This window comes from Sphingobacterium multivorum (assembly GCF_900457465.1).
GTDB lineage: Bacteria > Bacteroidota > Bacteroidia > Sphingobacteriales > Sphingobacteriaceae > Sphingobacterium > Sphingobacterium multivorum.
This window is the reverse complement of sequence record NZ_UAUU01000003.1, coordinates 42,982-67,299: the sequence shown is the minus strand read 5'-3', so window position 1 is coordinate 67,299 and position 24,318 is coordinate 42,982. Positions and strand designations below refer to the sequence as shown.

Genomic DNA, 24,318 nt, shown 5'->3' with positions numbered 1-24,318 from the left:
TGCAACAATTGGGATTCTAATCGCAACTAAAATTAATGGGGATAATTAAGTCTTGGTTTTATTGCGTGTTGATTTACGTAGTACAAGGATAAAAATCAGTAGAAACAGTGCGACACCGGCAATCCAAATCCACGGATTAGCATACCATAACGTCCCATTCGCTTCTTTAAGCTTTTGATTCTCTTCCAGGGTAACCTGTGCTTTCAATAAAAAAACTGAAAAAACAGGACAAACTATTAAAGCAGTCTTTTTCATATTTAATCACTTCATATGAATAGAATACTCTTTTAGCTGTTTTTGTTTGAAGGAATTAAATTATCCTTGTTTGATTTCGCCTAAATAAACCACGTCTTTTAGATCAAAAGGAGTTTCTTGATACACAAAGTAATTCAACCAATTATTGAAAAGAAGATTCGCATGACTTGTCCAGCGCACCAGAGGGCGATTTTCGGGGTTGTCATCAACATAATAATTTGCCGGCATAGCAATCTCCTGCCCTTTTTCTAAGTCTCTTTTATACTCTTCATCCAGTGTAAAAGGAGCATATTCTGAATGTCCCGTCAAATAAAACTCGCGTCCCCCGCGTGAAGAAACGATAGCAATACCGGCTTCTGGCGATTCTGAAAGAATTTCTAAACCCTCTTTTACCAGGAGATCATCCTTCTCAATTGTTGTATGGCGGCTGTGCGGTATAAAGAACTCATCGTCAAATCCACGGAATAAAGGATGTCTTTTGTTTAACGCAGTGTGCTTAAATACACCAAAAAGTTTTTCCGTTAATGGCTTCTTCTCTACACCATAGAAATGATACAATGCAGCTTGAGACGCCCAACAGATATACAAACTTGATGTTACATGGGTCCTTGCCCAGTCGAAGATGGTCTGAATTTCATCCCAGTAGGTCACTTCCTCAAAAGCAACCATTTCAACTGGAGCCCCCGTAATAATCATTCCGTCGTAGAAATTCTCCTTAACCTCGGTCAAGCTCTTGTAAAACATTTCCAAATGCTCTTCGGGGGTATTCTTTGAAACATGCGTTTCAAGTCGCAAAAATTCCATTTCCACCTGCAAAGGATTATTTGACAGCAAACGAATAAAATCTGTCTCTGTCGTAATTTTAAGCGGCATTAAGTTCAGTACCAAAACACGAAGCGGTCTGATATCCTGCTCATTTGCTCTTAAATCACTCATGACAAATATATTCTCCTTTTTCAACAGCTCAATGGCAGGAAGGTTATTAGGAAGTTTGACCGGCATAGATAATTTCTCCTTATACAATTAGCATGCAAAATTAGCAAGAAAATGCCATAAATGCTAAATGAAACATAAATTATCTTCCATTATATTGTTATAGTCTCCAAGACCAAAAGCTATTCCTTGCTTAAATCCAATAGGGATTTTCTGAATTTCTGCGACCCAAAGTTCATTCCACCTACGTGTTTAATGACCAGCTTACCAGCCTTATCCAAAATAATCGTTGTTGGTATGCTTGTGGTACTCAATTCTTTGGGTAAAGCCGAATTTAATTGATAGACCGGTAGACTATATTTTCTTTTCGCCATAAACTTCCGCGAAGCGCTAAGATTTCCATCGATATCGACAGCCAAAATAACAATAGCATCGTTGCCCTTAAAGTCCTTATAGAGTTGATCCAAGGAAGGCATCTCAGCAAGACATGGTGGACACCATGTCGCCCATAAATTAATAACCACAACTTTTCCTTTGAGCTGGTTTAGGCTCAATATATTGTTTTTACTGTTCCTAAAACTAAGATTGTATCCTTCGGTTCTGCTCTTATTCTCCTCCTCGACCACACAATGCTTGCTTGCTTTAACCAAAAATGGATTGCAAAACAACAAACTAACCAATAAAAGGAGACTATAATTTACTTTTTTTGTCATATAACACTTTAACTAAGCTTAAACATTACCATAACGTTTGTATCCTAATTTGATTGCTTTTATAGCAGAAAATTAATCGAATTTTTTCACGCGTTTTTTTAACGGATTTTTTCAGCGGCAATGGAGGTTTAAAATTCGGTGTTAGAATACGAAAGCGAAAAGGTAAGTGTAAAAGATATTACAAACAAATTTAGGGATATGTATATTATATAGTATGAAAATAAGTGAATGAATATGAGCAAAGAGAAATCAATACAAGAAATTGAAATTAACGGAAAAGTTTACCAGTATAGTTCTATTAAAGATCTCCCTCAAGGTAATGTTATGCACCTACCGTTCAGCATCCGGATACTACTGGAAAAATGTATTGCGAAACCATGATGGATTCAGTATCACAGACGAGCATGTCAATACCCTGATTCATTGGACTCCACAACCTGTTGACAAAGATATCCCCTTCAAACCGGCCAGAATTTTAATGCAGGATTTCACCGGAGTACCTGCTGTAGTCGATATGGCATCACTACGTGCCGAATTTATCCGTCATGGCAAGGATGGACAAAAAATAAATCCTGCTATCCCGGTGGATCTGGTCATTGATCATTCCGTTCAGGTCGACTACTTTGGTACACAGTACTCGTATGACAAGAATGTCGAGTTGGAATATGAACGCAACCGTGAGCGTTATGAACTCCTTAAATGGGCACAGAAAGGATTAAAAAATTTTACCGTTGTTCCCCCAGGTATGGGTATCTGCCATCAGGTCAACTTGGAATATCTTGCCAAAGGAGTCATTGAACGTGACAATTGGCTTTTTCCTGACACATTAGTAGGGACAGATTCGCATACACCAATGGTCAATGGTATTGGTGTATTAGGTTGGGGAGTTGGTGGTATTGAGGCCGAGGCAGCCATGCTTGGACAACCCATCTTTTTCACCTGCCCCGAGGTTATCGGCCTTAAACTTACGGGCAAAATACCAGCGACATGCACCGCGACGGACATGGTTCTTTCCATCACAAAAATACTTCGTGATACAGGTGTTGTGGGCAAATTTGTTGAAGTATTTGGCGATGGATTGGACAGCCTTTCGGTGACAGATCGTGCGACAATATCCAATATGTCACCAGAATTCGGCTGTACGGTTACCTATTTTCCGATCGATGACCGAACCCTTGAATACATGCATAGCACCAATCGAAGTGCCGAACAGATTAAAATTGTTGAAGATTATTGTAAAAGCAATTTACTTTGGCGGACAGGCAAGGAAGAAATTCAATATTCGTCGGTTGTTGAATTCAATTTATCAAGTCTGGAGCCAACTGTATCCGGCCCTAAGCGACCTCAGGATAAAATTCTTGTGAAAGATCTAAAAACTACATTTTCACATCTCTTGGATAGCGAACACCATCGACAGTATATCCCTGTTCTACAGCGATCGGAATCTGCTTGGCTTGCCGACGGCGGGTCTGGTACGGAGTTTACCTTTGGTAAGGTACCTATTGAACATGATTCACCGCATGAAGTTATCCAAGAGTCTATTCATGCTGTGCGCATCAAGCACAATCATAAAGAATATATTGTCAGTGATGGCAGTATTGCCATTGCCGCCATAACAAGCTGTACCAATACGTCGAACCCTACTGTGATGATCGGCGCAGGATTATTGGCCCGTAACGCTATCGAGCGTGGACTGCGGACCAAATCCTGGGTAAAGACCTCCTTAGCCCCTGGTTCAAAAGTCGTTACACAATACCTTGAAAGATCAGGACTTAGTGCTGATCTCGATGCCCTGCGTTTTCACACGGTGGGTTACGGTTGTACCTCCTGTATTGGAAACTCGGGTCCTCTTCCAACCACAAATAGCAGAGGCAGTGGAAAAAGGTGAACTCATTGTCGCATCGGTATTGTCTGGTAACCGAAATTTTGAGCGCGTGTGCATCCTCAGGTAAAAATGAACTTTTTAATGTCGCCGATGCTTGTTGTTGCCTATGCGTTAGTCGGAAGAGTTGATATTAATCTTTTGGAGGAGCCGCTCGACTACGACCCCGAATGGTGAGCCCGTATATCTGAAAGATATTTGGCCGAGCCGCGAGGATATTATGGAAACGTCAATGCCCTGCGTCAAACAATCGGATTTTCAAGAAGTTTATGATGTCATCTTCGATGGTTCAACAGACTGGCAAGAACTTGAAGTGAATCTGGATCAAAATTACCAGTGGGACAACACGTCTACCTACATTAAAGAATCACCTTTTTTTGAAAATTTACAGGCTGTACCAAATCGATACAAGACATCCAAAATGCAAGGGTGTTACTTTATCTTGGTGATTCGGTTACAACGGATCATATCTCACCTGCAGGGTCATTCAAAGAAGAAACTGCGGCTGGGCAATACCTCAGCGACATCAGGTAAGTAAAGAAGATTTTAATTCGTATGGATCTAGACGTGGGAACCACGAAGTTATGATGCGTGGAACATTTGCCAATGTGCGTATTAAAAACAAAATTACTGATCGTGAAGGTGGATTTAGCCGTTATTTCCCAAGCAATGAGGTGAAGACGGTATATGAAACCGCAATGGAATATCGAAAAAACAACACTGCACTCATTGTGCTGGCAGGAAAAGAGTATGGTTCGGGCTCCTCAAGAGATTGGGCTGCAAAGGGAACATTCCTGCTCGGCGTACGGGCGGTTATTGCTGAAAGTTTTGAGCGTATTCACCGAAGTAATCTTGTCGGTATGGGGGTAGCACCACTTGTGTTATCAATGACGAAAATGCAGAGAATTAGGACTAGATGGAACAAATCTATAGCATCACGGGACTTGCGAACGATTTAACACCCCATAAACTCCTCTCGGTAAAGGCGGTGCATGAACAATGGAAAAACAACCACATTTCAAGTGAAAGCAAGACTCGATTCTGCCATTGAAATCGAGTATTTTAAGAATGACGGTATTCTGCAATATGTGCTACGGCAATATTTAAAAAACAACTAATATTCGGCAAATTGAAGAATCGAAATAGCTAAAAAAGTAAAGGGCACTCTATAGAGTGCCCTTTAACAACTATATTAAAACCTACCAGAGTTCTACAATACTTCAGTCTTGCCCCCAGAATTATGTTTTATGGCTATGCCAAATATAATTGGAAAAAATTACCCTTTTTATCCCTGAAATCAGGTATTTTGCATATAATCGGATGTAGCGCATTCACTTCATTTTAAAGTAAAATCATTCGGGAGAATTGTTTATTTTCGCTAAGATCAATGCCAACAGCATACAGAATGAAAGAACTTATCGAACAAACAATCACGAAACAAACATGGACTCCTGAACTGAAACAAGTTCAGGAATTCTACAAATGCACCTTTGAGCAATGTGATTTTCAGAGCGCGGAACTGTTAGACCTCATTTTCACAAATTGTGAATTTAAATCGTGTAATCTTTCCAACGTCAGTCTGAAGGGCACACAACTAGATCATGTTGTCTTTAATGACTGCAAAATGCTAGGTATACACTTTAATGAATGTAGTTCATTTTCCTTTCATGTTAATTTCAGCAACTCGGTATTGGATTACTCCTCTTTTTTTGAACGAAATATAAAGAAATTTCAGTTTGATCACTGTTCGTTGCAACATGTGGATTTTGAACGAGCTAATCTGCAACAGGCGGTGTTTAGAAAAGCGAATTTGTTAAATGCCCGTTTTATACAAAGCAATCTCGAAGGCTGTGATTTTCGGTCCTCCATCAACATCCAGCTCGATCCCGAGGCCAATCGCATGAAAAAAAGTAAATTTGGTCGGGAACAGCTGCCTGGACTATTGCTTAAATATCAGTTGGCCATCGATTAAATCTCAGAATGGGGTTTGATAAGGGCCTGAAGATCGTTGCATGAGATCGGCTCGATTTCGATTTATCATTAAATAACGGATTTCAGGGATATAACACCTTACATTGAATCAGGATATTTGTCTTTCAAAGTTTAAGAAGATGAAAAAAATATCCCTATCGTTCGTAGCTATCTTGGCGGCCAGCAGCATGTCGTTTGCACAAATCAATAAAGCATTCAAGATCAACTATGCCATTACCTATTCCGTCGATCCCAGCGAAGAAGCTCAAGCAGCTCCAGTTTCTGTCTACGAAGCTTATGTTAACAATGATAAAATAAAAGTTGTATCGGCTTCCGGAGACGGCGAAGAGTCCATCTTTCTCGTTAAAAAAAATGAAGAGCAATCGGTTATATTATACCCAGGACTGGCAAAATATGTCGTGAAAGAAAATGAGCTTAGCTCACATGCGATCAAACTCGTCCCAAACCAGACGAAAATGATCGCTGGTTATCCCTGCAAACTAGCGCAGGTAGAAATTCCTATTTCGGAAGATAACGCGGAAAACAGTACCCTATCGATTTGGTATAGCGATAAACTGCCAGTCGCCTATTGGGAGGGCTTTGATCTGTTCAAAAAAATACCTGGGGCTGTGCTGCAGCTAACAACACCGCTTGGCATGAATATGATTGCGCAGAACATCACCGATAGCCAACTGGACGAAAAGGATTTTATTGTACCTGAGGATTATGAACAAGTAGCATCCATTTATGATGACGAAGAGGATGCGGAAGATAGCAACCAGATTGCTGAAAATCTCTATTTATTTGAAGATGCTGCAACTAGCCTTTTGGGGGTAAAAGACGGCGATGAAAAAACAATTGTGCCAGCACAATACCTTTACATTGCTCCATTTGTTGGCGACCTGAGTATAGTTCAATATAAAGATGAAAAATATGGTGCCATTAATCTCACCGGTAAACCAATCCTCCCCTTCCGATACGATTATTTAGGTTACGATGACCATCTTGGCCAACTGGTTTTTGGACTAAACGAAAAATATGGGGTCATGGATAAGTCTGGTAAAATTTTGATCCCAGCAAATTATGATATGATATCATTCATTAACGGGGGCTATGCTGTATTTCAAGTGAAAGATAAATATGGCATATTGAATCAAGCGGGTAAAATAATTGTCCCGGCAACGTATAGCTTTATTTCTGAAAACATTGCAACGCATTTCGTCAGCATTGAAAACGACAAGTATAATCTTACTGATATTAAGACCAATAAAATCGTTGCGCCCGACTACGATTTGATTTCAATTACCGAAGAACCCAATCTTTTCCTTGCAAGCAAAGGTGGAAAGTATGGGTATTTAGAGGGTCAGGGAAAAGTTGCAATACCATTTATATACAGTGGAGCTACCTCGTTCAGCGATGGCGTGGCTTCTGTTTCATTAGCGGATTCGGACGATGTAATTTTGATTAATACAAAAGGCGAACGTGTGGAAATAGATGCTGCGGCAGAGGCAACAGATATAATTTAAACATCAGCAACCAAAAAAGGCAACAGATAGATCTGTTGCCTTTTTGGTTGCTGATCATCAATGATCAGTATAAGGTTATTTTTTCTTTTTAAACAGCATTTTGCCGATCGTAAATAAAATCACCACAATTATGCCTCCACCTAGGCCAAATAACAGCTCTTTTAGCATGCTTGGCAGAGCGGGTAGCGCGTGATGTAAGAAATCAATATAATGCGCAAATATTCCGCCTGAAACTAAAATTAAAGCAAATGTACCAACCACAGCCAATAACTTGATAACAAAAGGCAGTGCGCGGACTAAAAAACGACCTAAACTCGCTACAGGGCCTTTCTCACGGGAGGTTTTAATCAATTTATAACCCGCATCGTCCATCCGAACGATAAGTGCCACAATACCATAGACTCCAACTGTGGCTAAAAAAGCAACAACCGAAACCGTAATAATTTGTAAGGACAAGCTTTTTCCAAGAACTGTTCCTAAAGCGATAATGACGATCTCCACGGAAAGAATAAAATCTGTCGTGATAGCCGATTTTACCTTCGCTTTTTCAACAGCAACTGAGTTTTCAGCAACGACAGTCTCTACTTTCGTTTCTTCTGTAGCATGTTTGCGGTGAAACAGGTATTCAATAATCTTTTCAACACCTTCAAAAGCAAGGTAGAAACCACCCAAAATTAAAATATATTTGATGGCAATTGGAAAAAAGACGTTCAGTAATAAAGCAATAGGTACAATGATCAACTTATTGAGCAGCGAACCCTTTGTAATTGCCCATAAAACTGGGAGCTCACGTGAAGCCAAAAAACCAGTCGCTTTCTCTGCATTTACCGCTAAATCGTCACCTAAGATTCCAGCAGTTTTTTTTGTTGCGATTTTGCTCGCCACTGCTACATCATCCATCAACGCTGCAATATCATCTAGTATTGCAAATATTCCTGAAGCCATACTTATATAAAAATTGAACGTAAAAATATAAATTTAATTCAATTTTGAACTAAAGAATTTAATCCATTTGTAATATTAAGCTACATTACATTTGATTTAAATACGTAATTTTAATACCACAAGGACAACCGTTATGAAAAATTCACTTACACTGCAGGAACAGTCAATGCTACTTGAAACACTAAAACAAAGGTTTCAGAAATTTCCTAAAAGACATCCACAGATCAGTTGGGATGATGTTGCGCATAAATTACTTGAAAATCCCAAGAAATTGTGGAGCTTGTTCCAAATGGAAAAGAGCGCTGGCGAACCCGACCTTATTCTGATTGATGCAAACAAAGAACAGTATGCTTTTGTGGATTGTACTGAAGAAAGTCCCAAAGGAAGAAGAAGCCTCTGTTTTGACCAAAGAGCCATGGATGAAAGGAAAGAAAACAAGCCTATTGGGAATGCTGTGGAAGAAGCTAAGAAAATGGGGACTGAGCTACTGAATGAAGAACAATATCGCCAACTTCAACAATTAGGTGAATTTGATTTAAAAACTTCCAGCTGGATACAAACACCAGATGCCATCCGCAAGCTTGGAGGTGCCTTATTCTGTGACCGACGTTACAACCAAGTCTTTACCTATCATAATGGCGCAATCTCCTATTATGCCGCACGTGGATTTCGCTGCATACTTTTTCTTTAAAAGTCCCTAACCTTCAAAATTTAAAACCTATATGAAAACAATTGTAATAGCCACCCTGCTCTTTTGCTGGGGAGCTGCCCAACCGCTTTTTTCACAAGTATCTTTTCCATCGTTCTTGGAAGGGACATGGAAGGTGGACAATAAAGAGCAATACGAACAATGGGATCGTATAAATGAACACGAATTAAAGGGACTTTCCTATACGTTGAAAAATGGGCAAAAGATCGTCAGTGAATACCTAAAATTGACCAAAATAAAGGATAAAGTTGTATACACAGCACTGGTCATCGGACAAAACCATGGAAAAGAAGTCAATTTTGAGCTAAGTTATCAGGATAGTACCTATTCGTTTATCAATGAGGCCCATGATTTCCCCAATTACATTCGGTACACACCAGTCGCCACAAACCGACTTCACATTGTAGTGGAAGGAAAATCGGGAAGAGCCAGGTCTTTTTATGCGAGCAGAATTGCACCGACCACGACTGAAGGAAACCCAAATTACGATCAAGAGCTCGCAAAAAAATTGGGGGCTGATGATTATGGAATGAAATCCTACATCTTTGTCCTCCTCAAAACTGGCGAGAATAAAACAACAGACAAACAATTCATTAATGAATGTTTCAAAGGTCACATGGAAAATATCAATCGTCTCGTAAAAAATGGGCAATTGATTGTTGCTGGCCCATTTGGAAAAAATGACGACAACTTTCGGGGCCTTTTTATCTTAAATAACATGGCTTCAACTGATGCGGCAAAGCATATTTTAGAGAACGATCCAGCGATAAAAAACGGCCTCTTAGAAGCTTCGTTTTACCCCTGGTATGGTTCAGCTGCCTTGGCAGAATATCTGTCCCAAGTAGATAAAATCTGGAAAAAACAACATTAGCCCTTTGGTCATGACATAGGGTTGTCATTGGCCGATCTAACTTTGGGGAAAACTAAGCGAAATGAATAATAAAATAATCCCTTCATTCAGTATAATAGGTCTTGCCATCCGTACAAGCAACCAAAATGGGCAGGCGGCGAAAGACATTCCAGAACTTTGGGCCCGCTTTTTTAAAGAAGATGTGTTGAGCCGTATTCCCAACAAGATATCCAACGAACTCTATTGTATCTATACCGAATATGAAAAGATCACACATTGCCTTATACGACTTTATTAGGCTGTAAAGTCAGCAATCTTGAAGAACTACCCGAAGACTTGGACGGTATTCATATCGCTGAAAACCATTACCGACATTTTACAGCAGAAGGAAATTTGGAAGATGGCATCGTTTATGAAACTTGGCAAAGGATATGGCGTTCGGATTTACCCAGAACGTATGCCGCAGACCTCGAAATATATGGCGAAAAAGCCCAAAACCCACACGATGCAAAGGTGGATATATACATAGGCATTCATTAGGGTCTTTATCGTAACAAAACGTATGTGTTAAGGTATTTATCGTTTATTTTAAACTAAATAACCCTTACCTTTGTGCCGATTTAAAGAAAAACATGATGCAAGGCAATACGACATACAGAAAAAAAGTTGTTCGATATAGCTATCTAAAATTAATTGGAAGTTCAGCGCTCGTCAGTATCGTTTGTTGTGTATTGGCATACAGCCTCAAACACAGCACAGCTTATGTACAGGAAGTATTGTTTGAAAGTGTATCTTCCTGGGATGCCAAACTTTTTATTGTTTTACCCAGCATAGGTATTACAGCGATTTACTTCTTACGGAAATACGCTTTTCAAAACAGAAAAAACAAAGGGATCAAAGAAATTTATACGACACTAGAAACAAGAAAAGACCATTTACCTTTTTTTAAGATTCCTTCACATTATATCAATGGTTTTCTAACGGTAGTTTTTGGTGGGTCAACCGGTGTTGAAGTTTCTACAGTTGTTGCATCAGCCACGGTGGGTAACCAAGCGTATAAGCGATTACATCCAGCTTGGGCTTACAAAACCGAGTTGATCTGCGCTGGCGTAATCGCTGGAGTCACCCTTTTGTTTGGAAGTGCATTGGGTGGTTTTCTTTTTGCTTTTGAGGTAATTGCACGCAGATATAACAAGACCTTGCTCATTAGCGGACTAACTTCAATGGCCCTGGCTTCCGTATTTGTCTATTATCTTGACGCAAGTCCTTTGTTTACATTTGAGGTAAAAGCATGGCGATGGCAAGCGATCCCTTTTGTCGCTATTTTGGGATTGATTGGCGGGATTTTAGCATTATATTTTACTAAAACGGTAATTTATGCGAAGTCCTATTTTGCAGGCATAAAAAGTAATTTTATCCGTGTCAACTTGGGTGCAATCACCGTTGGAACATTTATCTTTTTCTTACCGGTACTCTATGGCGACAGCTATCATGGTCTTGGAGAGGTTCTAAAAAGCAGTCTGCATGATTCTGTCAATTTACTTTACTTTCTTCCGTTGATCCTGCTTGTTCTCTTAAAACCTTTTGTGGCTTCTCTGACGCTAGGTGCTGGTGGTGACGGCGGCGTTTTTGCCCCCAGTATTGTTACAGGTGCATTGTTAGGCGTTTTGTTTGCACAGCTTTGCAACCATTATCTAGGCACACAATTGGTGGTTATTAATTTTGCCCTTTTTGGTGCTGCAGCAATGCTTTCTGCGGCTATACATGCACCTTTCACGGCGATCTTTATTATTGCAAGCCTTGTTCCTTCCGGATATTTATTACTAGCCCCCCTACTCATCAGCAGTTTTATTGCGAAAACGCTAGCTAAAAAACTATATCCTTATAACGTATACACCTATAAGGAAGTGGCGACGGCCAGGTAATCAAAAGAAATTAAATACGAAAGCGGCTCAGACATCAATCTGAGCCGCTTTTTCTTGCCATTAGTCTTCTCTGCTCCCATCATCTGCCATGCGGACAATCTTGGGCGAAAATTTTGCCACGACATCAACAAGATCTTTTTGTGAAGCCATGACAGTGTGGATGTCTTTATAGGCCATCGGCGCTTCATCCATCCCTGCTCCAAGCAGCATAACACCTTGATCTTTAAGCATCGCATGAAGGTCATGGGAAGATAAGGTTTTAATCGCTTGTGTACGGCTCATCAGTCGACCTGCCCCATGAGATGCCGATTGTATAGCATTCGACTCCCCTTTTCCGCGAACCAAAAACCCTGGTGTCGCCATGGAGCCCGGAATAATCCCCATTACCCCTTTTGCAGCGGGCGTCGCACCCTTTCGGTGTACAATAACATCTTGACCATTCCAAGTTTCCTTCCATGCAAAATTGTGGTGATTTTCAACTTTCGCCAACAATTCAGCTCCTAAAGCCAACGTGATCTTGTCATGGATCACTTCGTGGCAGGCTGACGCATAATCGCCAGCGAGATTCATGGCCAGCCAATACTCCTGTCCCTCATGGCTATCCAGGTCCAAATAAGCCAGATTTTCCGCTTGATAAGGTAACTTACACACGGATTTGGCCAGCTTGGTATAATGTGCTGCTAGGGTAGCGCCCATTCCTCTTGAACCCGAATGTGTCAACAAACCCAAATAACTGCCGCTATCAATGTTTAAAACCTCATCTCTTTCCTCAAATTCGACTATACCAAATTCCACAAAATGATTCCCCCCACCGGAAGAGCCCAATTGGGTCCAGGCTTTATCCTTCAAGGAGGAAAGTAAACTATTCTCATTGAATAATTTGTTTTCCAGTACAGCATGATCTACGCGTTCATGTCTCAGGTATCCATTACCAGCCCCAAATTTACTGTTTCGTAGAATAATATCTTTCAGCGTCATTATATTGTGCTCCACAAATGAACCCGGTAGATCAAAGATGGACAAAGCCATGCGACAGCCAATATCGACACCAACACCATAAGGGATCACGGCATTATTTGTCGCCAGAACTCCTCCGATTGGCAATCCGTATCCTTGATGGGCGTCTGGCATCAATGCTCCGGCAACCGAAACTGGTAATTTCATGGCGATATTCATCTGTGCTTTCGCCCCTGTTTCAATTTCAGACGAACCGTAAATGGTATAATCCGCCGGGTTTTCGTTCAAGACAATTAATGACTTGTCAATTGCCTCTTGCCCAAGCAGAGCACTCGCTAAAATTCCGAAAACAGCATCATCAGAATAGCTGGTCGGATTTTCCAAAACAGCTTTAAACTTTTCAAGCATTTCTGCCCGCGTAAAACCGTGTCTTTTACTGTTGATCTTCAGCGCTACTCCCAAGCTATGATTTTCTTTATATCCCAAAGCAATTAAGTCATTGCCGTTTATTCTCTTATTTTCCATTTTCTTACTTTCTAATTTATAGAGTAGCTTTACAACTCCTCCAAAGCAGGTAACAACAGCTCTTTACGTTGCTACCTGCACCTCTTTCAATTTAATAATCTTTTATTTCACAAACAATTGTTTGAGTTGGTCAACAATCTGTCCATTTCCGGAAACCGAAATCGTATTGATCTTTTCTGCGATCTTTTCGACATATTCCATTTCCTTCAACTTAAACAACATACTGTTTTCTTCCATCAGTTTCGCCGTATTCAACAAACTCCGTGTCGAAGCGGTCTCTTCGCGACGCATGATGCTATTTGCCTGCGCCCTCTTCTCTGCAATCAACACCTGGTTCATGATGTCCCGCACATCCCCTGGTAAAATAACATCTTTAACACCGCAGGTCAACAGTGTTAGTCCCAAGCTCGCAACCTGTTGTAATGTATTTTCTAAGATATAGCCTTGTATTTCAGTCTTCCGCTCCATCAGCTCGTCTAACGTCATCTGCCCGATATAGGACCGTAGGGTCAACTGCATCAACGAATACAATTGCTTCTCGTGGTCTTTATTATTCAATAGTGCTTTGACAATATCCACAATCTGATATTGCAGCGTGAAATTGATTCTGATCTGTGCTTTATCTTTAGACAAGATCTCCTGTCCTACCACCTCCAAGGTCAAAACCCGCATATCAGCTTTTGAAATCGCTATGGTTTTTGCATTCTTCCACCAATAATACGTTCCCGACTTCAAGATATCCACAAACACACCGTCTACAAAAAACAGGGCTTTCTCATTTGGTTCAATTTTATACTGACGTACATAATAGCTCAAACTCTGTTTCTCCAACAACTGACGATTTAAAGATGCCGGAACCTCAATCTCCGCAATGTCTTCCAGTTGAAATCTGCGTTCACGCAATTCCTTCCAAAAAACATGTCTGCCGGAGGCTAACGTCTTTTCGAAATTATTATTCAAAAAAACAAGACAAATCTCCGTATCGCCCACCTCAACGATGTCGACCAATTCACTAAAACCTGCCAACTGCAAAAGCACATCGATATTACGATCGGAAGGAAATGAATGAGTAGTTGTATATTTCTCCAGTTTTTCACCAAATCCCAACCAATAGTTACCGGATTTTAAAACACGGACCACCATATTGTTTTTAATAACCAATCCGATTTCTGCTGTAGTTATCTGTACTCTTTTCATTTGTATATTCTTTTAAATTTTCATTATTGCTATTATAAAACCTGCTATTTTTTATCCCTTGACCTCAAGCGGGATTCAAAAGCCCAAGTACCCGCTTTTAAAATCAAAAGTCGGTGAACAAATACCCCATCTTATTGGTCACGACTTTTTAGTATAAATTCAAATACCACATCTTAGGAATCTCAGGCCATCAATCAATTGCATAGTCGCATGAAAACAGCGCATAAGCAGGATAAAAAGATAGCAAGCTTCTACCAAATGACCTTTTTAAAGAAGGTCTTAACTTTGAATGTCCGAATGGACAGTTCGGTGCAATACCCTTATGCTATTCCATCCGAAAATGGAAGTGGGATTCGAACCCACACGATTGAGCTGTTGTTCTACCCAGACTGAACTATCCTGATTGCTCAGGAGTAGGAATCGAACCTACGACCCACAACTATCTGCTCTGCTCTACCCTTGAGCTACCTTTTTACGGGAGAGGACTCGAACCTCTAACACGAGCACTTTCCTTTCAACTTCTCGTTTTATCAGTATATTGATTCTCATTGAGAACAATACTAACCTGCTATACTGAAACAGGTGACCAGGATGCCACTGAAGAAGAAAGGCTTCTTTAATACTTCATCAAGAAGTATATATCTTAAAGCTATTCGCTATAATTTCATCAAAGAACGTTTGTCATTGTTGACATTACAAATATCGTTGGGTTAATGCGCAGGGAATTTGCGTAGAAAAAAAAAGAAGTAAAAAAAATATAGAGAAAATATAAAATACTGTTATACAGCAATTAAAAATAAATAATTGGCATCAGAAAGAAACAAGGGACTCTTAACTACGCAGATGTATTGCGTTTATACGCCACACGATCGGCACACAGAGCTTTGCTTTATTTCAACAAGAATGGGAAATAGGATTTTTTGGCAAATATGCTGTAGAAATATAGCGGTAATCCGTGATCGTGTTATGGGATTTATATCCTAATTTTACACCCAAATAAAAGACGATATCAAAAGATGAAAAGTTTGTATGCAACAATACTGCTGTTTTACATGCTAGCGAGCTGTATAAATCCAACGAAAAACCATAAAAGCACTGCAGTGGACCATCCTGCAAAGCAGGTTTTAATCAACGACGGCACAGGCACAGCGAAGCAAAACACGACAATTGCTCAGCATCAGCAAGCGGAAGATTGGTTAAAAGAGATTTTTAAATATAAAAGTTCTGCATCCGGAAAATATTGTTACTATCTGGACAAAGAAGATGCCTTATGTACCAAACGCTTTCAGGCGTTCTTAAACGATGCCAATGAAATTTACGGGCCATCTAACCTCACAGATGAAGAACTGCCCAAAGCTGAAGCAGCTTACAAAGCTAAATGGGAAAAAATCTATCCCTTATATACAGCGGAAACCTGGTTATTTGGAAGAGGTAATTGGATATCAAGGATGTTAAAATAGACAAAATAACGGAGAGCAAGTTTATCGTATTTATTGATTACGGCGATAATATCCGAACCAAAAACGAGGTTCAATTGGTCCATGAGCAAGGTTCTTATAAAATAGACTACTGCAAGACGACTTTCCTACATTAACCGTAATCCCTCCTAAAAAATGAGCATGCCAATTCCCCAGACGATAAATTGGCATGTCAAATGTTCTTATTATGTGCTATTTTAATCAAGCTGTGAACTATTGTTCCATTTGACGAGATTTCCCTGATGAATAAGCCCATGGACGGTCGAGATCCGAGAAACTGCTTCTGCTGAACAACTCGCGTCGACAAAAAGAAGGCTAGCATCATCTCCTACTTTCGGCCATACCGAATTCCCGTGGTCATCAAGCGGGATTTTGCCATTGGTCGCATAACAAAGGCAACGAGATAGCTCGAATTCAGTTTCATAACCATATAATTGCGCGGCTAGATTGGCTTTCTGAAGCATATTACCACTACCAAAAGTACCCCAATGATCCTGAACATTGTCGTTCCCCACAAAAACTTCCACTCCCGCCTTTTTCAGTTCCCGAAATGGCATCAACATATTGCGGAAAGGAACCGAACTGCATATACCGACTTTCGCTTCTGCCAGTCGTTCGGCCATGTGTTCTAAGTCTTTTTTCGGCAGGTAGCCTAAGGCGAAAGCATGACTGATAAATGTGCGTCCCTGTAATGCGGGGTTTTCCAATGCTTTATCAATCAAATATTCCATAGTCTTAACACCTGATTCTCCACCTTCATGCAAGTGGATATCGATTCCCTTGTTATTGTCCAATGCAAGTCGAACCGTCAAGTCCATCGGTTTCTCGATATTGCCGTCAATACTAAAGGGATCCAAACCACCGATAAAATCCACCTGTTCCCATTTTGCAACTTCCTCCATTAACTTCGCGGATTCTGTATAGAATAGACCATGTTGGGGGAATGCGACCAGTTCTGCAGCAAAGGAATACTTTAAATGTTCCAGTGCCTGTAACAGATGTTCCAATGACTTCGTCCCCGATGTTGGGTCTACATTAAAATGTGTACGCGCAAAATTAGTTCCGTAGCCCTGCAATAGCGCAATCAATTTTTCGGCACGTTCGACAGAGGTTTTCAACAATTCAGGGATGATGATCTGTTCCTTGGCAATCATATCTTTTACAGTCCTGTTTTTTGGAAATACCGCCTTCCAGGGCAGGCCGTATAAAGTTTTATCTAAATGAATGTGCATGTCACGGAATGGCGGTAAGGCCAATTTACCTTTCATGTCGAAGCCTTTTCCGTCAATCCCCGATTGCGCTGGCTCTATATTTTTTATTTTATTTGCCTCGATTTGAATATCAAATAATGCCGTTTTCGTAGCAACAATTTCTTCCTTCTCATAAAGAAAGCCTGTTTCTAGCAATACGTTCCTCAACAAATAAGTATCTTGATTTTGATTGATTTCATTCATGCTTAAATCATTTTCACCAAAGCTAAGTGATTTGGGACAATGATCCTTGTAAGAATTATCACAGCTTGTGTATAAATTATGGCTGCGCTTTAAACTGACTTGGTGTCATATTTGTATGGCATTTAAAAAACTTGCTGAAGCTTGCATTATCGTAAAACCCTAAATCAAAAACAATCGCTTTGATCGTTTTATCCGAAATTCTAAGCAATCGCTTTGGTTCCAGTAACACACGTTCCTGAATCAAAAATGAAGCTGACTTGTGTAACACCCGATTACTTAACACATTCAGATAGTTTGCGGATATATTTAGCTTCTCGGCATAAAAAGCAACGGATTTTTCACTTTTATACCATTCATCGATAAGCTGAACAAATTTTGCCACAATCGGATTATCCTGATGTTGTTCATAATCATGATAATTATCCTGAACGATCTTGCTAATCAGAAGGGCGATTACTTTAACCCGCGCGTAAATCAATTCCCATAGGATATGGTCGTCCGCTAGATCAGCTGCAATTGCTTTAAATTCTGCCAATAGCGACTGAAAGTGGATCGCTGAAAGATCAATGACCAATTGCTTTAGATAATAAGAAATAGGAAATCGCAATGCAGGTAATAAGCTTTCGAACCAACGTCTGCTGATCATGAGCTGCAATGCATAGGTAGGATCGGCCATCTGCCACTGATGTACCTGTCCCGGAAAAACCAGATGTAACTGATTTCCGCCAAGTACAAAACGATCAAAATCTATTGTATGTGTGCCTACAGACTTCTGAAACAATAACAAGATAAAAAAATCGTGTTTATGCGGTTCACTAATTTCTCTTGGGCCAATGAGCTCATGAAAAAGCAAATCTCGATCGCTTACAATCCCTTCCTGGAATTTTTGCAGATCTAATATTGGAAAATGGTCATTGAGATGGTACATAAGCAGCAATCCGAAGATAGCATAAATATCAGAAAAGGAAAAACCTGTTTTCAGTATAACAGAACATAATTGAGCTCATACAAAACTCCGTTCAAGTCCGTCAAAGTTCGTTCAAGTCCGCTCAAGTCCATACAGTGGTCGGCAACGATCCGGACCTGATTCGAGACAGCTCCGGGACAGGGTCGGGCCAGCTTAGTCATCGCTTCGGTTTGCGTTCGGTTGTCCATCGGCAACAAGGCGAACAAGAGCCGAACAACAACCGAAGTAGTCCCCTACTTGTCTGGGAGCAGTCTGCAACAAATCCCCTATACTCGCCGAAGCCAAGCCGAAGAAAGGGTACACAATAGCCGAAGCTGCCCCAAAAAGCATGTGACCCCGGTTCGAAGCTGACTACGATAATGTTATTTTTCAAATCGCTTTTCTTTAACGCAAAAAATATCGTTACTTTGACACCATAGAACGGGTCTATCATTGTACATCGGAAAATGCAAATCGAAATTGGCAGTATATTTTATGAAATAATCCCCTGGAATAAAGATTACATCCAGATTCTAGGTAGTTCATCACCCTATCGTGTATATGCTCCAGCGCATTGCGATGTTGCTTTCCTCAAAGAGTACATTAAGCTAAATCCTCCAGAAAATAAATCGGAAGATTCATCCTATTCCTATCTGGAAGATCCCTACTACCTATTTGGAAAACCTTATTTGGTCAAGATTTATCCGTCCGCAATGCTACCAACTGTTGAATTGACAGCAACGAGCATATGTGTATATCAAAAGAAGAACACAAATACCTTGAACTTACTGTACAAATGGTGCCAGGAATTACTCTACCATGAAGTCGTCAAGCAAATTGCTTACTGGGAGGAGCAATTGGATATATATGATGTGGCAACAGTAACCATCCGTAAACTACCCAAAAGTGATTTTAGAATCGTTGAAGGTGGATTTCAATTTTCAAATCGACTCATTGATTTTAAAAAAGAACACATCAATCTAATTATTCTAAAGGCTTTCTGTAAATTTGCGGATAAGACCCGAAAGGAAACAGAAGCAATTTTCAATCTATATATCCCAAACTGCAGAGATCTTTATTAGCACACTATAATAAAATGGCAGAAATTAGCATCAGAATAGCGATAGAAAAAGATAGTTTAATCATACCGTTCACCGATCAAGAGCTCCTACCATTCGTCGACAAACATCAGAAAGAAATCAATGATTACGTTATCGATCAATTGGAAGATAAAGATGGCGGCCCGCATTTAAGTGACTTTAGCGTCAGCAGGCTAACTTTTTTTGCTGATCAGACAGGCGGCTCTTTTAGACTTCATTTTAAAATTGACCGTCAATTTTGCTGCAGTGATCTTTTATCTTGTCAAACGGATTATATAGACTTTAAATTCAATAAATCGAACAATACAATCACATTAACAGGAGGTTATATATCTTGGATAACTCAATAAAAGAGAGGCGAATACCCGAGCGTTATCAAGTTAATACAAGTTCATTTTCTTTCTATTGGTCGAGAGGTCTTGGCGTGGAATTGCTTCGCAAATTGCCGACTAAACCTTCGATCGCTGCTGCCGATCAATTTGTACCTTTACTCGATCAATTTGACAATAGCTGCGACCAGCTTGTCGAACAGCTCCACCTAAAAATTGGTTTCCCTCAAGGTCAACAACTGCTTAAAGATGCACTTGCAGGAAAGCCTATTGATGCAGCATACGAACCCATATTGCAGAATTTTCTACAGACATTGGATCTCAGTCCCTCTTGGTTAGATTGGGATAAAATAGAGCAAGGCATTGGCGTCAGCCAACGTTCGGGCTTATCAGGACTTGTTGTATTACGGGACTATGTCCTCATGGGGGGCTATGAATCCAGTGCCATCAATAAACCCCTAATTTTTACAGGTGCGTTAAAAAAAGGTGCTGTCAAAAGGCTCACCGAAACGGTCACCTTTTGGGTTGACGTCACAGGTAACAATGCACTGAAAAAGGGTAATATCGGCATTGAGGCCATCCTACTTACCCGATGTATCCATTCGTATGCTCGGTTAAATATTCTAAAGCACGGTCAGTGGCAAACAGAAAAATGGGGCATCCCTTTAAACACTTGGGATATGCTTGCGACCAACCTCGGATTCTCTCTTGTTTATCTAACAGGGCTAAAACGCATGAAATTCAATATATTGAAAAGCGAGGTTGATGGTTTATTCCATGTTTGGAAATTTATCGGGACATTGCTGGGCATTCCCACGCAATTGCTACCCGACAGTGAGGAGCAAGCTATTGAAGCGTTGTATTATTGGACGATGACCCAACAATCAGGAGATCAGGATAGTTTAGCCTTAGCAAAAGCGCTCATGGAAGAGCCCATTAAAGCAGCCTACCCCACAAACAAATGGGGACGAAAGCTTATGCGTGAAATTCATCTCTACTACAATCATTATCTATTGGGAGACTATTCGTGTTCATTACTTGGTTTAAGGAAAACGGTACTCGGTAAAATCGCTTATGTGAATATCTTAAAAAATAAAAAAGCAAATCATATGATCACCGACAGCCTATGGCGACAACAACAGATTGACAAAGGAAGAAAGATACACGAGGGTGTGAAACAAATCTATCTGAAATACAATTAACCAACATTGCGCTCGTAAGGCACCCGTGTCGCAATGGACCGTCCTAAGGTCAGTTCATCCACATATTCCAATTCACCACCAAAGGCTATACCGCGGGCAATGGTTGTAATTTTAACATCAAACTCACGCAATTTGCGATATAAATAAAAAATGGTGGTATCCCCTTCCATTGTTGCTGAAAGTGCCAGAATAACTTCTTCCACCTCACCTCTTTGAATTCGATTGAGTAATCCCTCAATTTTTAGATCCGCAGGACCAATACCGTCCATTGGCGAAATTAACCCACCCAATACATGATATACACCTTGATAGGAATTTGTATTTTCAATGGCCATCACATCACGTGTATCTTCCACAACACAAATCAAGCTTTTATCACGTTTAAAGGAGGCACATATCTCACATATACTGTGATCCGAAATATTGAAACATTCCTGGCAATACTGAATATCTTCTTTCAAGCGATCAATAGCGGCTGTAAAACGGGCTACATCCGCATCGGATTGCTTCAGCAGATGCAAAACCAGTCGTAATGCTGTCTTTTGCCCTACGCCTGGTAGTTTTCCAAATTCAGCGACGGCATTCTCAAGAAGTTTAGAAGAAAAATTCATAATGCAAATGTAAGAATAATCAGAAAAAGTAGCTACTATTAAAAAAATAGCTATATTGTATTCCTTTTTGAAAAATTGGAATTTAGAATTAAATGTATAACGTTATATATGGACATTACAAAAGAAGATAAAATTATCCGCGCATTTGAAAACAAAACATGGCAGGAAATTAAAGTTAAGGACTCATGGCAGATTTTTAAAGTGATGTCAGAGTTTGTGGACGGATTTGAGAAATTGGCAAAAATTGGTCCCTGTGTATCGATATTTGGATCAGCACGTACGCCACGTGAACACAAATATTATCAAATGGCGGTCGATATTGCCAGTTTATTGACAGAACGCGGTTATGGTATTATCTCGGGCGGTGGACCTGGAATTATGGAAGCAGCCAATAAAGGTGCTTATGAATCCGGAGGAAAGTCTGTTGGTCTAAATATTGAATTACCATTTGAGCAGTTTCACAACAAATATATTGATCGCGACAAACTACTTGAATTCAAGTACTTTTTCGTCAGAAAAGTGATGTTCATGAAGTATTCTCAGGGTTATATTGTTATGCCAGGAGGCTTTGGAACCATGGATGAGCTTTTTGAAGCAATCACATTGATTCAAACCGGCAAAATTGCACGTTTTCCAATCGTGTTGGTTGGCTCTGAATATTGGAAAGGGTTGATGGACTGGGTTCAGAATACAATGATTCCTAACAAATATATCAGCGAAGAAGATTTGAAACTATACCGTATTGTCGATACTGCCGAAGAGGCTGCGGATCATATTTTCCGATTCTACGACAAATACTTGTTGAAACCAAACTTCTAAGAAGTACCCGTAAAAAAAGAGTACCTGAATCAACAGATACTCTTTTTTTTTGCCTATTTGCCCTCCCCTTGGTCTTTGTAAAATAGGTATTTAGCTGTTCAAAACCAGCTTTTACAGATTAAAGTTGCATTATTGCTAATTTAGTCCCTACATTTATAGCGCGATTCGCATTACACGTCGTTAACCGTAGAAAAACAAATTATTGTCTTGCATGAAAGATTTTGGAGGCCATTCAGATGAAGAGTTGATTGTATTGGTTCAACAAGACGATAGCTTAGCTTTCGAAGCTTTGTATGATCGCTATTGGAAAAAGCTTTATTACCAGGCTGCGCGCAAAACAAATTCGCTGGAAGACGCGCAAGAAATCGTACAAAACATCTTTACTTCGCTTTGGCTGAGACGCCATCAACTCCAAATTGAAAGCAATCTCGCCTCCTACCTCGCTGTGGCCGTTAAATACAAAGTCTTTAAATATCTGGCGCAACAATACAAGCAGGAAGCTTTTAAACACGATACGGAATGGGCCGATTTCGATAACTCGACGGAAGATTGGCTTCAGTTTGAAGAACTTCGAGTTCGGCTGGATCAGCTTGTTTCGGAACTGCCCGAAAAATGCCAGCTTGTTTTCAAATTATCCCGCGAAGAAGGACTCACTTATAAACAGATCGCTGAGCACATGAACATCTCTGTGAAAACGGTCGAAACCCAATTAAGCCGTGCCTTAAAAAAAATACGCGCTGGTATTCAGCGCTTTCTGATTACTTTGTGATTTTTTTTCTCTTCTTGTCAGGGTATCAACCCAATCTAGGGACTCTATATATAAATAACCCTAAATATGGTTGATCATAATCAATTCCGGATAAAGCAATTGGCTTACAAATGGCTTCAAGGCACATGTACCCCTGAAGAGGAAGCCGAATTGCAAGAGTGGTATGAAACAAGTAATGGCGAACCTCTCCCTATTCCTGAGGGGCTGGCAACCGATGAACAACAACTCAAAGAGCTGTTATTTTCCAATATAAAGCAGGAAATCCAAGCGTCAAAAATCAGGCGAATTCCGCAACGGGTGAAGTTGGGTGGAATAGCTGCTGCTTTGGCACTGTTGTTTATATTACCCCTTTACCTTGTTAAAAGAACATCTGGAGATAGCCAGCGGGTAGCCGTGAAGATGCAACAACAGGTTCACCCGGGCATTAAGGCGGCCGTATTAACTTTAGCCGATGGAACCAAAATTGATCTTTCTGCCCAGCAACAGCGCGTTCTCCATCAGGATGAACAGGTGAAAGTAATTACGACTGCTTCCGGAACCGTGCAATATCAATTTACAGCCAGTAGGAAAACTGCTACAAGCCGTACCAATACCATTGAAACCCCGATTGGAACAGAGTATACGATCATTTTGGCCGATGGCAGTAAGGTGTGGCTAAATGCTGGATCCGTGCTGACGTTTCCTGAATCTTTTGCGTCGAATAGCCGGGAAGTAAAATTATCTGGGGAGGGCTATTTTGAGGTCAGCCACGATAGCAAGCGCCCCTTCTATGTGCGATCCAATGAACAGACCATTCGTGTATTCGGAACCCATTTTAATGTACGCTCTTATCCAAATGAACACAATAAAACCACACTTATAGCCGGTTCTGTACAAGTCTCGCAATTCGGTAAGTCAAAAATGCTGAAACCTGGTCAAGCAGCATTTACCACTGGCGGGAATCTTATCGTAGCAGAAGCCAATATCGAAGAAGCAATGGCCTGGAAAAATGGTTTTTTCTATTTCGAATCGACACCCATTAAAGATGCGCTTGCCGCCATAAAACGCTGGTATAATGTGGATATCGTGTATAAAGGAACAAATGACAAGCGTGAACTGACAGGTAAGATAAAACGCAATTCAACTGCCCAGCAACTGGTTGAGACCCTCAACTTTCTGGATATAAAATGCCGATTGGAAAACAATAAAATTGAAGTTGAACTCTAAATTATCTAATATAAAA

Annotated in this window: 27 protein-coding genes and 1 tRNA gene; 17 read left to right on the top strand and 11 right to left on the bottom strand. The window is 40.3% G+C overall.

The genetic code is table 11. The features are described from left to right. Positions 1-45: 45 nt before the first annotated feature. From DTA23_RS05775 to DTA23_RS05765, 3 genes are all read right to left on the bottom strand, one after another. Positions 46-255, bottom strand: coding sequence for a hypothetical protein (locus DTA23_RS05775; RefSeq protein ID WP_046673330.1), 210 nt, complete (start codon positions 253-255; stop codon positions 46-48). Between the two features lie 60 nt (positions 256-315). Next, positions 316-1,257: a homoserine O-acetyltransferase MetA gene (gene metA, locus DTA23_RS05770; protein WP_112374108.1), complete on the bottom strand. Its 942-nt coding sequence runs from the start codon at positions 1,255-1,257 to the stop codon at positions 316-318. A 113-nt stretch (positions 1,258-1,370) separates the two neighbouring features. Continuing rightward, entirely contained in the window at positions 1,371-1,901 is a 531-nt protein-coding gene (locus DTA23_RS05765) for a TlpA family protein disulfide reductase (RefSeq protein WP_112374107.1), read from the bottom strand. Between the two features lie 262 nt (positions 1,902-2,163). Between DTA23_RS05765 and DTA23_RS28550 the strand changes: the two genes are divergently transcribed. The 5 genes from DTA23_RS28550 (at position 2,164) to DTA23_RS05750 (ending at position 7,280) form a co-directional block, all read left to right on the top strand. Beyond that, the gene (locus DTA23_RS28550; RefSeq protein ID WP_256602901.1) at positions 2,164-3,789 is read left to right on the top strand and encodes an aconitate hydratase; all 1,626 of its coding nucleotides are present in this window, start codon (positions 2,164-2,166) and stop codon (positions 3,787-3,789) included. A 121-nt stretch (positions 3,790-3,910) separates the two neighbouring features. Continuing rightward, positions 3,911-4,321, top strand: a complete 411-nt coding sequence (locus tag DTA23_RS28545; RefSeq protein WP_256602900.1) for a hypothetical protein — start codon at positions 3,911-3,913, stop codon at positions 4,319-4,321. A gap of 46 nt (positions 4,322-4,367) precedes the next feature. Beyond that, complete coding sequence (locus DTA23_RS28540) at positions 4,368-4,742, top strand: hypothetical protein (RefSeq protein ID WP_256602899.1); 375 nt, start codon at positions 4,368-4,370, stop codon at positions 4,740-4,742. A 446-nt stretch (positions 4,743-5,188) separates the two neighbouring features. Beyond that, positions 5,189-5,755, top strand: a complete 567-nt coding sequence (locus DTA23_RS05755; protein WP_070564014.1) for a pentapeptide repeat-containing protein — start codon at positions 5,189-5,191, stop codon at positions 5,753-5,755. 139 nt (positions 5,756-5,894) lie between these two features. Next, positions 5,895-7,280 (top strand): WG repeat-containing protein, encoded by a 1,386-nt coding sequence (locus DTA23_RS05750; protein WP_112374106.1) that lies wholly within the window; start codon positions 5,895-5,897, stop codon positions 7,278-7,280. Positions 7,281-7,355: 75 nt separating this feature from the next. On the opposite strand, the gene DTA23_RS05745 is transcribed toward DTA23_RS05750, so the two are convergent. Continuing rightward, positions 7,356-8,225 (bottom strand): DUF808 domain-containing protein, encoded by an 870-nt coding sequence (locus DTA23_RS05745; protein WP_112374105.1) that lies wholly within the window; start codon positions 8,223-8,225, stop codon positions 7,356-7,358. Positions 8,226-8,358: 133 nt separating this feature from the next. Between DTA23_RS05745 and DTA23_RS05740 the strand changes: the two genes are divergently transcribed. The 5 genes from DTA23_RS05740 (at position 8,359) to DTA23_RS05725 (ending at position 11,709) form a co-directional block, all read left to right on the top strand. Then, positions 8,359-8,916: a DUF4256 domain-containing protein gene (locus DTA23_RS05740; RefSeq protein ID WP_112374104.1), complete on the top strand. Its 558-nt coding sequence runs from the start codon at positions 8,359-8,361 to the stop codon at positions 8,914-8,916. A 31-nt stretch (positions 8,917-8,947) separates the two neighbouring features. Then, on the top strand, positions 8,948-9,805 hold the full coding sequence (locus DTA23_RS05735) for a DUF6265 family protein (protein ID WP_112374103.1): 858 nt from the start codon (positions 8,948-8,950) through the stop codon (positions 9,803-9,805). 61 nt (positions 9,806-9,866) lie between these two features. Next, on the top strand, positions 9,867-10,082 hold the full coding sequence (locus tag DTA23_RS27445) for a GyrI-like domain-containing protein (protein ID WP_218565303.1): 216 nt from the start codon (positions 9,867-9,869) through the stop codon (positions 10,080-10,082). After that, the gene (locus DTA23_RS27440; RefSeq protein WP_218565302.1) at positions 10,061-10,324 is read left to right on the top strand and encodes a GyrI-like domain-containing protein; all 264 of its coding nucleotides are present in this window, start codon (positions 10,061-10,063) and stop codon (positions 10,322-10,324) included. The genes DTA23_RS27445 and DTA23_RS27440 overlap by 22 nt, the downstream gene beginning before the upstream one ends. Before the next feature lie 92 nt (positions 10,325-10,416). Then, positions 10,417-11,709 carry a chloride channel protein gene (locus DTA23_RS05725; RefSeq protein WP_239468862.1) on the top strand — a complete coding sequence of 431 codons (1,293 nt, stop codon included), beginning with the start codon at positions 10,417-10,419 and terminating at the stop codon, positions 11,707-11,709. Between the two features lie 60 nt (positions 11,710-11,769). On the opposite strand, the gene DTA23_RS05720 is transcribed toward DTA23_RS05725, so the two are convergent. The 3 genes from DTA23_RS05720 to DTA23_RS27055 form a co-directional block, all read right to left on the bottom strand. Continuing rightward, a complete protein-coding gene (locus tag DTA23_RS05720; RefSeq protein WP_112374101.1) occupies positions 11,770-13,191 on the bottom strand; it encodes an RtcB family protein in 1,422 nt (473 codons plus the stop codon). A 102-nt stretch (positions 13,192-13,293) separates the two neighbouring features. Beyond that, positions 13,294-14,388 (bottom strand): slipin family protein, encoded by a 1,095-nt coding sequence (locus DTA23_RS05715; RefSeq protein ID WP_112374100.1) that lies wholly within the window; start codon positions 14,386-14,388, stop codon positions 13,294-13,296. A 407-nt stretch (positions 14,389-14,795) separates the two neighbouring features. Further along, positions 14,796-14,857, bottom strand: a tRNA-OTHER gene (locus tag DTA23_RS27055). Between the two features lie 547 nt (positions 14,858-15,404). On the opposite strand from DTA23_RS27055, the gene DTA23_RS05705 reads away from it, so the two are divergent. Further along, entirely contained in the window at positions 15,405-15,848 is a 444-nt protein-coding gene (locus tag DTA23_RS05705) for a hypothetical protein (RefSeq protein WP_112374099.1), read from the top strand. Positions 15,849-16,063: 215 nt separating this feature from the next. Here the strand turns inward: DTA23_RS05705 and DTA23_RS05700 are convergent, their stop codons facing one another. From DTA23_RS05700 to DTA23_RS27050, 3 genes are all read right to left on the bottom strand, one after another. Beyond that, positions 16,064-17,320 (bottom strand): amidohydrolase, encoded by a 1,257-nt coding sequence (locus DTA23_RS05700; RefSeq protein ID WP_112374098.1) that lies wholly within the window; start codon positions 17,318-17,320, stop codon positions 16,064-16,066. Between the two features lie 76 nt (positions 17,321-17,396). Beyond that, entirely contained in the window at positions 17,397-18,248 is an 852-nt protein-coding gene (locus DTA23_RS05695) for an AraC family transcriptional regulator (protein ID WP_112374097.1), read from the bottom strand. A gap of 192 nt (positions 18,249-18,440) precedes the next feature. Next, on the bottom strand, positions 18,441-18,617 hold the full coding sequence (locus tag DTA23_RS27050; RefSeq protein WP_172462332.1) for a hypothetical protein: 177 nt from the start codon (positions 18,615-18,617) through the stop codon (positions 18,441-18,443). Between the two features lie 116 nt (positions 18,618-18,733). Between DTA23_RS27050 and DTA23_RS05690 the strand changes: the two genes are divergently transcribed. The 3 genes from DTA23_RS05690 to DTA23_RS05680 are packed head-to-tail and all read left to right on the top strand — an operon-like array spanning position 18,734 to position 20,897. Next, positions 18,734-19,348: a hypothetical protein gene (locus tag DTA23_RS05690; RefSeq protein WP_112374096.1), complete on the top strand. Its 615-nt coding sequence runs from the start codon at positions 18,734-18,736 to the stop codon at positions 19,346-19,348. Between the two features lie 14 nt (positions 19,349-19,362). Continuing rightward, a complete protein-coding gene (locus tag DTA23_RS05685; RefSeq protein WP_112374095.1) occupies positions 19,363-19,716 on the top strand; it encodes a hypothetical protein in 354 nt (117 codons plus the stop codon). Next, entirely contained in the window at positions 19,701-20,897 is a 1,197-nt protein-coding gene (locus DTA23_RS05680; protein WP_239468861.1) for an oxygenase MpaB family protein, read from the top strand. Before DTA23_RS05685 ends, DTA23_RS05680 begins: the two co-directional genes overlap by 16 nt. On the opposite strand, the gene recR is transcribed toward DTA23_RS05680, so the two are convergent. Beyond that, a complete protein-coding gene (recR, locus tag DTA23_RS05675) occupies positions 20,894-21,508 on the bottom strand; it encodes a recombination mediator RecR (protein WP_046673482.1) in 615 nt (204 codons plus the stop codon). The two genes, DTA23_RS05680 and recR, sit on opposite strands and share 4 nt — an antisense overlap. 114 nt (positions 21,509-21,622) lie before the next feature. Between recR and DTA23_RS05670 the strand changes: the two genes are divergently transcribed. The 3 genes from DTA23_RS05670 (at position 21,623) to DTA23_RS05660 (ending at position 24,302) form a co-directional block, all read left to right on the top strand. Continuing rightward, positions 21,623-22,327 (top strand): LOG family protein, encoded by a 705-nt coding sequence (locus tag DTA23_RS05670; RefSeq protein WP_046673602.1) that lies wholly within the window; start codon positions 21,623-21,625, stop codon positions 22,325-22,327. A gap of 211 nt (positions 22,328-22,538) precedes the next feature. Further along, positions 22,539-23,096: an RNA polymerase sigma-70 factor gene (locus DTA23_RS05665; protein ID WP_112374094.1), complete on the top strand. Its 558-nt coding sequence runs from the start codon at positions 22,539-22,541 to the stop codon at positions 23,094-23,096. Positions 23,097-23,162: 66 nt separating this feature from the next. After that, a complete protein-coding gene (locus DTA23_RS05660; protein ID WP_112374093.1) occupies positions 23,163-24,302 on the top strand; it encodes a FecR family protein in 1,140 nt (379 codons plus the stop codon). Positions 24,303-24,318 lie beyond the last annotated feature (16 nt).